This window comes from Streptomyces sp. NPDC091280 (assembly GCF_044768565.1).
Lineage (GTDB): Bacteria > Actinomycetota > Actinomycetes > Streptomycetales > Streptomycetaceae > Streptomyces.
In genome coordinates this window covers 1-12808 of record NZ_JBIVUZ010000019.1, presented here as the reverse complement: position 1 = coordinate 12808, position 12808 = coordinate 1, and the positions used below count along the sequence as shown (strand labels likewise).

The 12808-nt window shown below is 68.6% G+C and carries 14 protein-coding genes; 9 read left to right on the top strand and 5 right to left on the bottom strand.

What is annotated here, in order from left to right:
• Nucleotides 1-81: 81 nt before the first annotated feature.
• The gene (locus ACIQPR_RS42595; RefSeq protein WP_403660781.1) at nucleotides 82-1014 is read right to left on the bottom strand and encodes a YbhN family protein; all 933 of its coding nucleotides are present in this window, start codon (nucleotides 1012-1014) and stop codon (nucleotides 82-84) included.
• A 150-nt stretch (nucleotides 1015-1164) separates the two neighbouring features.
• Between ACIQPR_RS42595 and ACIQPR_RS42590 the strand changes: the two genes are divergently transcribed.
• On the top strand, nucleotides 1165-3042 hold the full coding sequence (locus ACIQPR_RS42590; protein WP_403661115.1) for an ABC transporter ATP-binding protein: 1878 nt from the start codon (nucleotides 1165-1167) through the stop codon (nucleotides 3040-3042).
• Nucleotides 3043-3051: 9 nt separating this feature from the next.
• Here the strand turns inward: ACIQPR_RS42590 and ACIQPR_RS42585 are convergent, their stop codons facing one another.
• Nucleotides 3052-4503, bottom strand: a complete 1452-nt coding sequence (locus ACIQPR_RS42585) for a purine-cytosine permease family protein (protein WP_403660778.1) — start codon at nucleotides 4501-4503, stop codon at nucleotides 3052-3054.
• A 326-nt stretch (nucleotides 4504-4829) separates the two neighbouring features.
• Between ACIQPR_RS42585 and ACIQPR_RS42580 the strand changes: the two genes are divergently transcribed.
• The gene (locus tag ACIQPR_RS42580) at nucleotides 4830-5966 is read left to right on the top strand and encodes a tyrosine-type recombinase/integrase (RefSeq protein ID WP_403660775.1); all 1137 of its coding nucleotides are present in this window, start codon (nucleotides 4830-4832) and stop codon (nucleotides 5964-5966) included.
• A 645-nt stretch (nucleotides 5967-6611) separates the two neighbouring features.
• Here the strand turns inward: ACIQPR_RS42580 and ACIQPR_RS42575 are convergent.
• A complete protein-coding gene (locus ACIQPR_RS42575; RefSeq protein ID WP_403660772.1) occupies nucleotides 6612-6785 on the bottom strand; it encodes a hypothetical protein in 174 nt (57 codons plus the stop codon).
• A gap of 94 nt (nucleotides 6786-6879) precedes the next feature.
• On the opposite strand from ACIQPR_RS42575, the gene ACIQPR_RS42570 reads away from it, so the two are divergent.
• A complete protein-coding gene (locus tag ACIQPR_RS42570; RefSeq protein WP_403660769.1) occupies nucleotides 6880-7665 on the top strand; it encodes a hypothetical protein in 786 nt (261 codons plus the stop codon).
• Between the two features lie 356 nt (nucleotides 7666-8021).
• Nucleotides 8022-8402, top strand: a complete 381-nt coding sequence (locus ACIQPR_RS42565; RefSeq protein ID WP_403660766.1) for a hypothetical protein — start codon at nucleotides 8022-8024, stop codon at nucleotides 8400-8402.
• Between the two features lie 322 nt (nucleotides 8403-8724).
• Here ACIQPR_RS42565 and ACIQPR_RS42560 read toward each other — a convergent pair whose 3' ends face one another.
• A complete protein-coding gene (locus ACIQPR_RS42560; protein ID WP_403660763.1) occupies nucleotides 8725-9231 on the bottom strand; it encodes an RICIN domain-containing protein in 507 nt (168 codons plus the stop codon).
• Nucleotides 9232-9544: 313 nt separating this feature from the next.
• On the opposite strand from ACIQPR_RS42560, the gene ACIQPR_RS42555 reads away from it, so the two are divergent.
• The 5 genes from ACIQPR_RS42555 to ACIQPR_RS42535 all read left to right on the top strand — a co-directional run bounded on the left by ACIQPR_RS42555 (nucleotide 9545) and on the right by ACIQPR_RS42535 (nucleotide 12149).
• A complete protein-coding gene (locus ACIQPR_RS42555) occupies nucleotides 9545-10495 on the top strand; it encodes an ArsR/SmtB family transcription factor (RefSeq protein ID WP_403660760.1) in 951 nt (316 codons plus the stop codon).
• Nucleotides 10496-10653: 158 nt separating this feature from the next.
• Nucleotides 10654-10815 carry a hypothetical protein gene (locus ACIQPR_RS42550; RefSeq protein ID WP_403660757.1) on the top strand — a complete coding sequence of 54 codons (162 nt, stop codon included), beginning with the start codon at nucleotides 10654-10656 and terminating at the stop codon, nucleotides 10813-10815.
• A gap of 69 nt (nucleotides 10816-10884) precedes the next feature.
• The gene (locus ACIQPR_RS42545; RefSeq protein ID WP_403660754.1) at nucleotides 10885-11166 is read left to right on the top strand and encodes a hypothetical protein; all 282 of its coding nucleotides are present in this window, start codon (nucleotides 10885-10887) and stop codon (nucleotides 11164-11166) included.
• A 187-nt stretch (nucleotides 11167-11353) separates the two neighbouring features.
• Nucleotides 11354-11659, top strand: a complete 306-nt coding sequence (locus tag ACIQPR_RS42540; protein ID WP_403660752.1) for a hypothetical protein — start codon at nucleotides 11354-11356, stop codon at nucleotides 11657-11659.
• A 172-nt stretch (nucleotides 11660-11831) separates the two neighbouring features.
• Nucleotides 11832-12149 (top strand): AAA family ATPase, encoded by a 318-nt coding sequence (locus ACIQPR_RS42535; protein WP_403660750.1) that lies wholly within the window; start codon nucleotides 11832-11834, stop codon nucleotides 12147-12149.
• An 87-nt stretch (nucleotides 12150-12236) separates the two neighbouring features.
• On the opposite strand, the gene ACIQPR_RS42530 is transcribed toward ACIQPR_RS42535, so the two are convergent.
• Nucleotides 12237-12808, bottom strand: a 572-nt coding sequence (locus ACIQPR_RS42530; RefSeq protein ID WP_403660747.1) for a zinc-binding dehydrogenase, incomplete at its 5' end; no start/stop codon positions are given.

The window sequence follows — 12808 nt, the reverse complement described above, 5'->3', positions numbered from 1 at the left end:
AGGCAAACGCACATCAGCCCTGGCCAATGCCATGGCCAGGGCTGATGGAGCTTTACAAGCTTGTCGTGGCTGGACCGCGAATCAGATGACTCTCAGCCGGACCAGCGCGCCGAGCGTCAACGCGCCCGGAATGATCGGGATCCAGACCGTGATGATCCGGTACGCCAGCACCACCGCCGTGGCCACCGCGACCGGACCGCCCGCCGCGACCAGTGCCACGATCAGCGCGGCCTCCACCGAGCCGATCCCGCCCGGCGTGGGCACCAGCGCGACGGCCACCGTCGCCGCCAGATAGGCGAGAGCCATCTGCGCGGGCGGTACCGGCAGGTCCAGGGCCTGCCCCACGGCCACGAGCCCGGCCGCCTGGAGCGCGGGGAACGCCAGCGAGCCGCCCCACAGCGCCAGCGCCCGGGCCGGCCGGGTGTGCACGGAACGGGCCTCGCTCAGCGCGGTGCGCAGGAACGACAGGATCGCCGTACGCAGCGCGCGCACCAGCACAAGCACCACGACCGCCACGCACAGCACCCCGCCGAGGACCATGAGCAGCGGGCCAAGTGCCCCCGCCGGAAGGAGAGTTCCCAGGCGCAGCGCGTCCGGGAAGGCGATCAGCAGAGCGGTCAGCAGGGTCAGCCGGGCTATCGACTCGGCGAGCAGGAACAGGGCCAGCGCCGCCGACGAACGGGCCAGCGGCAGCCCGCACACGGTCAGGAACCGCAGGTTCACCGCCCCCGCGCCAAGTCCCGTGGGCAGCAGGTGATTCGCGGCGCCCGCCGCGAACTGCGTGGCCAACAGCCGCCGCGCGGGCAGTCGTTCGACCACGGCACCCTGCCGGGTGAACGCGGCGGCGACCCAGGTCAGACAGGTGGCACCGGCCGCCGCCACCAGCCAGGGCCACTCCGCCGACCGCAACTGGCCGAAGCCAGCGACGAGAACGGACCGGTGCTGTACGGCGACGACGGCGACCAGGAGCAGCGGAAGCAGGCACAGGATCTGCCGGACGCGGATGTGTCTCACATCACTGGAGGTTCTCCGCGTCACGACAACTGCGGGTTGCGGCAGCACGGACAGTTCCTTACGCGGGGCGTTACACGCGGCCTCGGCCGGCGAACCGGAGCATCCGTTGACCTCAACGCCGCTTGAGGTCCTACGGTCTCTCCCATGAGCATGGAGAGCACCGCCTGGACCCAGCTGCACAGTGTCATGACCGCGGAACAGGAGCGCCGCCCGTTCGCCCGCGCCACACTGCGCCGCATCGCGGAGTTCGCGCGACCGCACCGCCGCCCGATCGCCCGCTTCGTCCTGCTCGGGGTGCTCACCGCCCTGCTCGCCGTCGCGACCCCCGTACTGGCCGGGCACGTCGTCGACGCGATCGTGTCGGGCGGCGACGACGGCACCGTCGTACGACTCGCCCTGCTCATCGCCCTGATCGCGGTCGCGGAAGCGGCGCTGGGCATTCTGGGCCGGCGCCTTTCCTCGGCGCTCGGGGAGGGACTCATCCTCGATCTGCGGACAGCCGTCTTCGATCATGTGCAGCGCATGCCGGTCGCGTTCTTCACACGTACCCGTACGGGAGCGCTCGTCTCCCGACTCAACAACGACGTCATCGGCGCGCAGCGCGCCTTCAGCAACACCCTGTCCGGAGTGGTCAGCAACGTCGTCACCCTGCTCCTCACGCTGGCCGTCATGCTCACCCTGTCCTGGCAGATCACCCTCCTCGCGCTCGTGCTGCTCCCGGTCTTCGTGATCCCGGCCCGCAGGATGGGCAGCCGCATGGCCCGCATGCAGCGCGAGGCGGCGACCCTCAACGCCGCGATGAGCACCCGGATGACCGAACGCTTCTCCGCCCCCGGCGCCACCCTCGTCAAACTCTTCGGCCGCCCCGAGGAGGAGTCCGTGGAGTTCGCCGAGCGGGCGAGCCGGGTCCGCGACATCGGCGTCCGCACGGCCACCGCCCAGTCGGTGTTCATCACTTCCCTGACCCTTGTCTCCGCCCTGGCCCTCGCCCTCGTCTACGGCCTCGGCGGCTGGTTCGCCCTGCACGGCACCCTCGAACCCGGCGCCGTCGTCTCCCTCGCACTGCTTCTGACCCGCCTCTACGCCCCGCTCACCGCGCTCGCCGGAGCCCGCGTCGAGGTGATGAGCGCGCTGGTCAGCTTCGAGCGCGTCTTCGAGGTGCTGGACCTGAAACCGCTGATCGAGGAGAAAACGGACGCCCGCGAGGTCCCCGAGGGCCCGGTCGCGGTCGAGTTCGACGAGGTCCGCTTCGGCTACCCCGCCGCCGACAAGGTCTCCCTCGCCTCACTCGAAGAGGTCGCCTCCCTCGACACCCGCGGCGGCGCCGAGGTCCTGCACGGCATCTCCTTCCGCGCCGAACCCGGCCAGACCATCGCCCTCGTCGGCTCCTCCGGCGCCGGCAAGTCCACCATCGCCCAACTCCTGCCCCGCCTCTACGACGTCGACGAAGGCGCCGTCCGCATCGGCGGCACCGACGTCCGCGACCTCACCTTCGCCTCCCTGCGGGCCACCCTCGGCATGGTCACCCAGGACGGCCACCTCTTCCACGACTCCGTCCGCGCCAACCTGCTGCTTGCCCAACCGGCCGCCACCGAGGACGAGTTGTGGGACGCGCTGCGCCGCTCCCGCCTCGACGACCTCGTACGGTCCCTGCCCGACGGCCTGGACACGGTCGTCGGCGAACGCGGCTACCGCCTCTCCGGAGGCGAACGCCAACGCCTCACCATCGCCCGCCTGTTGCTGGCCCGCCAGCGCGTGGTCATCCTCGACGAGGCGACCGCGCACCTGGACAACACCTCCGAGGCGGCCGTGCAGGAGGCCCTCACCGAGGCGTTGCAGGACCGGACGGCCGTGGTGATCGCCCACCGGCTGTCCACCGTGCGCTCAGCCGACCAGATCCTCGTCGTCGAGGCGGGCCTGATCGCGGAACGCGGCACGCACGACGAACTCCTCGCCGCCGAGGGGCGCTACGCCGAGCTGTACCGCACACAGTTCGAGAAGCAGGCGGTACCGGACGTGATCGGGTAGGGGCCGGCGTCACGGCTCACGATGTTCGTGCGCCGCCGTCTCCAACTCCGCCGCCTCGGCCTCCGCCACCCGGATCTCGGCCGCCACGTCGATCGAGCGGCTGAGCCACCAGTACAGGAGCCCGGCGACCGGCAGGCCGACGAACAGGGAGAGGTCGGCGCCGTCCATGGCGTGCGCGACGGGGCCCACGTACAGCGTGCCGACGGAGAAGAACGGGATCATCACGCCGAAGCCCACCAGGTAGGAGATGATCCCGTGCCAGCCCCAACGGCCGTAGATGCCACGGGGGTTGAAGATCTCCGCGATGGCGTAGTGGCCGCGGCGCACCACGTAGTAGTCCATCAGGTTGACCGCGGTCCACGGGATGAACAGATAGAGCACCAGCAGCAGGAAGTTGTTGAAGTTGGTGAGGAAGTTCGAGGTCGCGGCGAACGCGCCGACCAGCGAGAGCGCGGCGGTCAGCCCGATCGTCAACGCCCTTACGCCGACCGTCGGCCGGACCTGCTTGAGCGAGTCGATCGCGCTGATCAGGGTGAGCGAACCGCCGTACATGTTCAGCGCGGTGACGGACACCAGACCGAGCGTGGCGAAGAGCAGCACGATCGCCCCGAAGCCGCTGAACACCTTGTCGCCCGCCGCGTCGATCGAGCGGATCGTGTCGAAGTCCTTGCCCGCCCAGGCGGCGAGCAGCGCGCCCAGCGTCATCAGCCAGACCCCGCCGAGCGCCGAGCCGAAGTAGGTCCAGTAGAAGGTCTTGCGGACGGTCACGTCCGGCGGGAGGTAGCGCGAGTAGTCCGAGACGTAGATCGCCCAGCTGATCTGGTAGCCGGCGACCACACCGAACTGGGCCAGGAACGGCGTCCAGGAGAAGCCGCCGAGGTCGAAGGAGCCCGCCGGGTAGTGCAGGGTCGCCAGCACACCCACGGTGAAGATCCCGAAGACGACCAGGAAGGTGTACGTCAGGAACTGCTCCGCCTTGTGGATCACGTCGTAGCCGACGAGCGCGATCACGAAGCCGACCACGGTGACCACGGCCACCCACATCTTGGTGTTGCCGTGCACCGTGGTGTGCAGGGCCTCACCGGCCAGGATCGTGTTGAAGACGTTGAAGCCCGCGTACTGGACATACGCGAACAGCCACACCAACAGGGCCCCGACATAACCGAATTGGGGGCGTGACTGGATCATCTGCGGCAGACCCAGCTGGGGGCCCTGCGCCGAGTGGAAGGCCATGAAGAAGGTGCCGAGCAGTGTGCCGGCGACGATCGCGATGAGCGACCAGACGAGGTTGCCGCCCTCGGTGATGCTGATCAGACCGACCGCCAGCGTGGCGATCTGCGCGTTCGACATGAACCACAGGGGGCCTAGATGCCACAGCTTGCCGTGGCGCTCGTCGAGGGGGACGTAGTCGATGGAACGTATCTCCAGCCCCGACACCCGGGGCTCTGAGCCGGTGGTCACGGTGCCTCCCAGGTGCTGATCCAGCCTCTGTGGCCACATTTATCCCCCGCCGGGGGCTCGGCAACCGCAACGGCTACGGTGATGGGACGCCCTTGACCCGCGCCTGCGGGCAGGGAGCCGATCCCCGGGAGTGTCCGATGCTGCGCACCATGTTCAAGTCCAAGATCTAACGCTTGGTCATCCGTGCAGGTCAGGCCCATGATGGGTAGGTCCGGCTCAGCAAAGGGTCAGCATCGGACGCACAGGCGTCCAGCCTGCTGACCTGGCGACCGCCGAGGTGTGGCCTGGGCACGGATACCTGGCTCCCGTTCGGAAGGTTTCACTTCGTGGTTCGACAGCTCGCCCGCGGCATGGGGTCGTTTTTCAAGGACTGCGGCTGTGCCAAGCCGACTAAGTGTCCGCACGCATACACGATCCGTTTCCGGAACGGGCTGGGGAAGCAGACCGAGGAGAGCGGCTTCTCCACCCAGGACGACGCGATCGAGCGCCTCACGCTCATCTACGCGGAGAGGAAGCGCACGGCGTCTTCCGTCGCCGAAGCCCGCCGCGAATTGGGTCGGAAGACCGTGGAAGAACATGCGAAGCAGTGGCGTCCCCGGCAGCGGAAGATGACCGAGTACTCCACCGCTGAGCATGTCGACAGCTCCATCAACGTGCACATCGTTCCCCGCGTGGGTTCACGGAAGCTGAACACCGTCACACCGGTGGTGGTGGAGCGTTTCCTGGACGAGCTTGAGGCCGACGGGGTCGGACGGGGGAACCAGGTCAACATCTTCCGCACCTTGAAGGCAATTCTGCGTGATGCCTATGACAAGGGGGCGATGGCGGAGGACCCGGTGAAGGGTGTGCAGGAACCGGAGTACGTCCGTGAGAAAGTGGTCATCCCGACCCTTGAGTGCCTGAAGCGGGCTCTGGCCCTCGCGGCTGACGACCTCATGCTGGAGATCGTCATGATGGCCGGATGCGGGCTGCGTAACGGCGAGGCCCGGGCCGTCAACATCAACAACCTGGTGGCCGACAACGTCTACAGGGTGCACGAGCAGATCCACTCCAACACGCACAAGCCGGCGAAGCTGAAGCATCGCAAGGTGGGCGAGTTTCGGGAGGTGCCGCTTCCGCTGTCGGTGCGTGAAGCGATCGAATGCTACGAGAAGACACACGGCGCTACGAGGGAAGGCTATTTGTTGCGCGGGCCGAGCGGCTACTACACAGAGCCGATGGAGCGCCGCCGTGCGGGAGCGCTCTTCAAGAACCTCCATGCTGAGGACGGGCTCACCATGTATGGCTTCCGGCACTACTTTGCCTCGAACGCGCTCCGAAACGGCATACCGATCACCGATGTGGCGGAATGGATGGGGCATAGGTCTATCGAGGAAACCTACCGCACCTATAGGCACCTAATGCCGGGCAGCATCAGCAAGGCTGCGCTCATCCTTGACGCTGGCCTCTGGGCAGCTGTGTGACGGTCGCGGTGAAGCCCGATCCGATCGCTCTGGAAACGGATCGGACGGTCCCAGCGGGAGATCGTACGGACGCGTCTGGACTGGACGGAAGGGTGGCGGTTCGGCGCGGTGTAGGGGAACGACGGTGATCCGCGCCGGAGTTGCCGCCTGTGGGGTTGAGACCGTGCGGGCGAGTGCGTTGACCTGGAGACATGTCTGAGTGTGTGTGACGTTGCGGAAGCACGGGGCGCAGAGCGTTGCACTGTCACCTTCCGCGTCAAGGGACTGGTATCCGTCGCGGATCCCAGTGGTTGCGCAGGCGGCGGAACCAGTACAGCGGCGCCATCGCTGCTTCCAGGACCCAGCAGTACATGCCCAGGCCAGAGCTGTGCTAGGCGATGCGTTGGGATGGAACGACGAGGGGGCGCCCTCGCACAGGTAGTCGAGGGGCCTCCACGGTTGCTTGCGTTCGGTGTTCTTGAGGATTTCCTGTCGGCGACGATCCGGACGCACCTTGCCTCGGAGAGTGCGTGGCTCTTGTCGATCGAGCAGTTGTCCCTTGGTGGGTGTTCCTCCCATTGGGTACCCACGGACCTGAGTCAGCTCGGGGACGGCACGACGAGGTCACCGTCACTCAGAACGGCACCACGATCGGCCACGAACACCTCAACCCCGAACCTGGCCGTCGGGCGTACGGCACAGGGTGATGTGGTGGTTCTTGGTGCGGTAGGCGTCGGCCGTGGGCCTCTTCGAGGAGGCGCAGGCCGACGCGTCCTTGACGATCCGCCATCGCAATACGGCGGCGGTTGCCGCGCTCGGCGCCGAGATTGAAGCGATCATGAGCGACGCGGGGGCTGCGGGAAACGGGCAGTCGATTCGGCGGCAGTCGGTGCGCGTGTGGCCCCTGCAGGCCCTGGCGCGTCTGCGTGATCGGGTGCGGAACGCCAGCCCCTGGTGGCGGCGTGCCCTGTGGTACGTCCTCTTTGGCTTCCCCCTGGCCGTGTGGCTGCCGGTGGAGCCACGTCTCCTCGGACCCATCGGGCCCGGCCGGATGCAGGAGTGGCTGGGGCCGCTGCCTGTCGGTGCCCTGCACGGGATCGGCCGGGGCCAGGCCAGGATACTGGTCGAGTACGGCGTTCACTGCGTCGGTCTGCTGGCCGCCCTCCCGCCGGCCACCGTGCAGCGCCTGCTGGGCGCCAGGGCCGGGCGCCTGGCCGCCGACCGTGCCCGCGGCATCGACCCCCGCCCCGTGATCCCCCGGGCGCTGCCCGCCTCCGCGGCGGTCCGCTGCCATTTCCCCCGCCACACCCTGGACGGCGCCGAGGTCCGTGCCGCCCTCCTCGGCCTGGTGGTCCGCCTCGGAGTGCAGCTGCGCTGCGGCGAGCAGGCCGCGCGCGGCCTCACCCTGACCCTGCGGTTCGCGGGCGACGCCACCTGGGAGAAGACCCGGCGGCTGACGGCCCCCTCCGCGCACGACGACGACCTGCGCCTGCTCGCATACCAGCTGATGGACGCCGCCGCCCTCCAGCGCGGCCGGCTGACCCGCCTGGTCCTCAGGGCCGACGACCTCGTCGACTCCGGCCGGGTTGCGCAGCAGATCAGCTTCGACACCGGGCGGGAAGCCCGCCTGCTCGCCGAACACGTCAGCGACCGCATCCGGGCGAAGTACGGGGCGCGCGTGATCGGCCCCGCCGACGCACTGCGCCGCCGCGCCTCCTGACCCTCACCCAACCGTTGTTCTCTCCGAACTCTCTGCCGGGAGGCGAGGCTCATGCTGCTGGGATCCGCCGGGATGCCCGGTCGCGCCCAGTCCCTGCCGCACTGGCCCTACGTCCAGGCCGTCGACCAGGCGCTCGGCGAGCGGGGGATCGCGCCGGGGATCGTTCGGGCCGACTGCCGCAGCCCGCGGCGCGGCCACACCCTCTACATTGACGCTGGAGTGGGACCGCAGCCGCGGCGGCGGCCGGTACGAGATCCGGCTGTCCTGGAGCGAGCGCAGAGGCTGGTCCTATGCCGTCCTCGATACGGACCGCGAGGTCCTCGTGTACGGCGTCCTCATGCCGTTCCGCAGCGGTCGTGCCCACCCCCGCGGCGGTCGCCGAGGTCGCCGGGCAACTGGTGCGCTCGGGGCGCTCACCCGAGAGCGAGCACGGCTACCGCTACCGCGACGAGTGGAACGGGGCACCGGCCCTGCGCACCGCCACCAGGGATTTCCACCGCAGGATCCGCGGCTTGTCCCCGCTCGTCGGCCGTGCTGAGGCAGCCAGGATCGCGGAGCGGATCGACCGGACCGACGGCACGGGTGCGCAGCTGACGATCGACACGGCCACCGACACGTACGAGCAGGCCATCGCCGCAGTCCAAGCCGCCTACGGACGCAGTTCTCACTGCGCTGCGTCGGACGATGGCACCGGCACGGTGGTTCAGCCGCTGCCACCGAAACCGCCAGGGTGCTGAGGACGGGTCGTCTCAGCAGTGCCAGGTCGACCAGTGTCCGCACCGGCCCGTCCGTGCACAGCAACGCGTCGCACAACTCGAACAGCGCGTCGCCCCGCGCGGTCGGACACGCGTACTACTCCGTCCGGAAGCCTGACACTTCCGCGAACGCATCCCGCAGGACACCCTGATGCACCAGACTCACGACACGGCCTTCGCGCTGATCCACTCTGTGACGGAGCAAGGGATCAGACGAAGGCCGCCTTCATGTCCGCTGAACTGCGAAAGCGCCGATCAAGTTCGAGCCGCGGTCGGCACCGGACCATAGACGTCAAGCTCACGCCTACGCCGGGAACATGCTCCAGAACTGGTTGTCGCTGGAGTCGGACGACCACAGACGCTGGTAGTTCTCGTCCATGTCCAGGTAGAAGCGGTCATTAGCCCACTTGTTGGCCGCGTCGGCGGCCAGGTTCGCGACCCGCTGGTAGTAGTTGGTGCGCGGGGTGAACCGCCACCGCTGCTGGTAGGACTGGTTGCACCCCCAGGCTTGCACGACCGCACCGCCGGTGAGGTTGTTGGCATCGGCGTCCAGGCACAGGCCGGTGGCGTCGTTCACCAGCTCGTACCAGCTGCCGGACGCTCCACCGCCGCCTTCGGGGTAGAAGGTCCACTTGTCGTGGTTGTCGCTTGAGCACTGCTGGATGTAGGTGCGGGCTCCGTTCCCCCCGGCTCCCCACAGACACATGGCCTTGCGAGTGCCTCCGGTCCAGCCGGAGTTTTGGATCTTGAAGGTGCCGAGCGAGCTGTCGGCGTGAGCGCTGACGGGTGCGGCGACGAGTGCGGCGACCACGCCGAGCGTAGCGGCGATAGAACGTCTTTTCGTGAGCTTGAAATTCAAGGAATTCCCCTCCTGGAAATCGCGGGCCACGGGTCAAGGCCCGTCCCCGCTGGACCGGACCCCCTGGCCGGGGGCTGCGCCCTCTCCACGGCGCTGGCATGGCGTTTCACGAATTTGTCTTGCGGCTGGGAGCAGAGGTAGGAGTTCCGGGGCCAAGCCGCGACTACACGATGGACTGGGAGACATGTGGCGGCTAGGCTTTTGCGCGAGCATGCAAAAGCTCCACGACCAGCACCGTCAGGGGACGCGCCGGGGGGACGCCGTCTTGATACGGATCCGTCTGACCAGCGACGACCTCGAACGGACGCGGGTCGCCGACACACCGGACTTCGGTTACGAACTCGCCCTGGGCGGAGCACACCTGGCCAGCCCAGTTCCGGACCGCCAGCTGTTGACTTGGCGACACGAGGTCGCCTCCACCTGGAACCCGTACCACAGCAGACTGTTCGATCTGTACACGGATCTCTACCTGCCCGCGTTCTTCGACGCGGCCACCCAACCCGCGCCAACACCGATCGACCCGGGCTCTCCACCGGCGGTCGCCCACCTGCGGGACCTGGCCCGATCCCAGGCATTGACCCCCTTCACACGCGGGCTCGCCGAGGGCCACCCCCGCGCGGCCACCACCCTCGACCGGGTACTCGCCGGTCTGCGGGCAACAGCCCTGGACCCCTACCGGCGACGCATCACCTCCCTCGTCGCCACCGCGGCCGCGTACGCACAAACCCAGGCCGAACTGGGCGGCTCCGACCGCCTACTGAGCTCGGTGCACCCGTCCGTCAGCTGGGACGGACAGCACTTGCGCCTCAACACCATGGTCGACGCCGTGGAATCCCTCGATGGACGGCCCTTGGTCTTCCAGCCCTCTGCCCTGGCCACACGGATCACCTTCAACCCCCTAGCCGATGAGGTGATCGTCAGCTATCCCGCAGCCCCGGCCCCTCTCACCCGGGACCCCGAACTCCACACGCCACATGCGGCGCTGCAGTCGCTGCTCGGCCCGACCCGAGCAGCAGCACTGGTTGCCGTGGCCCGGACACCCGCCCTGACCACCGGCCGGCTCGCGGTCACCCTCGGCGTCTCCCCCGCTGCTGCATCACGACACGCGTCCGTCCTGCGCGACTCCGGGCTCATTGCCACCACCCGGAACGGCCAGACGGTCCACCACCACCCGACGCGACTCGGCCTCGACCTCGCCTACGGATCTGGGGGTTGATACTGGTGGGCTCGCGTATTCAACTGGACAGAGATCAAGAAAATCGACCGCGCTATCGGCCGCAGGGAGAACACCTTCACTCTCAAGACCACTGCAGGTGAGATCAGCCTTACCCTTCTGCCCAAGCCCAGGAGGCCGACCCGGTAGCGTTCCTGGGCATGGCGTCCCCGCACACCGACGAAGGGCGGACCCAGGCACTGGCCCGGGCCGGGCCGATCACGGCGTCCCGCCAGCCTCCCGCCCTGTGCACCGAGCGGCACTGGGACTACGTCGGTATCCGGGGAATCCTCGCCGTCGTCCTCCAGGCGCTCGCCCACTAAGCCAGCCACAGCCCCCAGGATGTGCCCCTGGAGGCGCTCTTCTCGCACTGCGAGCAAGGTCCAGCACATGTGTCGGACCTTGCTGTGCCCCTGGTCGGCGAGCAGCTGCCGCACAGCATCGACGCCGACCTCGAAGCCGGAGTCCCGGTCGCCGGTGATCCTCAGCTCGCCACCTGGCTGTCGCTGACGCGCCTGTGGCCCCCACCGGTACCCGACGACATCGACGGCCTCCCCTCGCTGCGCACCCGTCGTCATGACGGCATGATCCGCGGTATCGCACCTGGCCACCCGGCCGCGGCCGTCGATCTTCTGACCGGATGGGCGGCCGACGCAGCCGCTGCCGCTGCGTAGCGCCGGACCGGAGGAGCGGCGCAGACCCGCACACTGCCCGGACTACGGGCCCAACTGGCCGACATCGCGCAACCGTTGTCCCAGACCTCGGTCGTGGACCGGCTGCACCTCGTGGAACAGTGGCACGACGGCGAACAGATCATGTGGAACCCGATCGCTGAAGTTCCCTCACAGGAGCAGCGGCAGCATGAGCGACGGCTTTCCCGGACCTCGCCCGATTCACGGCGACAGCGTCCGGATCACGACTGACACGGCCTCGACGACCTTCACCGGGACGATCACGTCCCAGGGCGTCCTGCGCGACGGCCGCGGATGCGTTGAGCTCACCCTGCCGGGCGCCGACCCCCAGCAGCGCCGTGACCTGGAGCAGGCCAGCTCGTTCCGGTACGACCGCTCCCGCGATGGCGCGCGGTTCTACCCGTCGCCGCAGCTGGTCGTGAGGGAGACCCGGCGGGAGAAGGACGGGGCCCTGGTGGTGACCGGCTCTCCTTGACGAACGCGGTGCGGCCGACGGGGAAGCGGTCGGCAGCGAGCGGGAAGCGTTGGTCATCTGCCGCGCGACACAAGCACTACACGGCCACGCGAAGCTGCGGGGCATGAGCATCTCCTCCCGGGAACTAGCCGCCGTGGTCCGCTAGATGCGGCCGGGCTGCTGTGTCCTGCTTATGGGTGCCAGCGGGTCGGGCAAGTCCACCCTCGCCACACGGCTCGCCGCGGCGGCCGGCGCCGTGGTCGTCTCCTACGACAGCCACCAGCGCCTCACCGACGGCGACACCGGCACCGAACCGGTCGGCGAGCGGGCACTGGCGGCTGCGTGGGCGGAACGCGACGGTCACTGCGTTGTCGGGAGGTCGGGGATCGTGGACGGAGCCCACTGCCAGATCGAGCGCCGCTCCGCGGTACGCGCCATCGCAGGCGCGCACGGCATGGGCACCGTCGTCCTCGTACTGAAGGCGTCCCTCCCAACGTGCCTGGCCCGCTAGGGCTTGCGGCAGCGGCAGGTTCCCGACGCGGATGTGGCGCGTCAGCACGCGGCCATCACCACCAACCGCGTCTACGACACTGGTCCCTCAGACGTCTGCCCCGACCGCCCGCACGATGATCTTTCCCTGGTTCTCGCCTCGCAGCATCCCGAGGAATCCGTCCACGATGCCGCCGAAGCCATCGACCATGGTCTCATCGAGCATGACACGCCCGCTCTGCAGGTGCGGCACGACGAACTCGTACAACTCCTCCTGAACGTCACGGTAGTTGCGGACCAAGAAGCCCTCCATGCGTAGGCTCTTCTCGACAATGTCAGGAAGGTTGCGTAGGGCGTAGGGCGTGCCGGTGCTGTTGTATTGGGCGATCGTGCCGATCCGCACGATCCGTCCGTACTCACGCAGCGAGGAGATCGCCGCTTCGAGGTGCTCGCCGCCGACATTGTCCATGTAGAGGTCGATTCCGTCGGGCGCTATCTCGGCGAGCAGTTCGGCCGCCGGGCCCGAATGGTAGTCGAAGACCTGGTCGTAGCCGACGTGTTCGGTCAGGTAGGCGGCCTTCGCTGGCCGGCCCGCGCTGCCGACCAGCCGTCCCGCGCCCATCAGCCGGGCGAGCCGTCCGATGGCCGTGCCCACACCGCCGGCCGCGGCCGAGACAAACA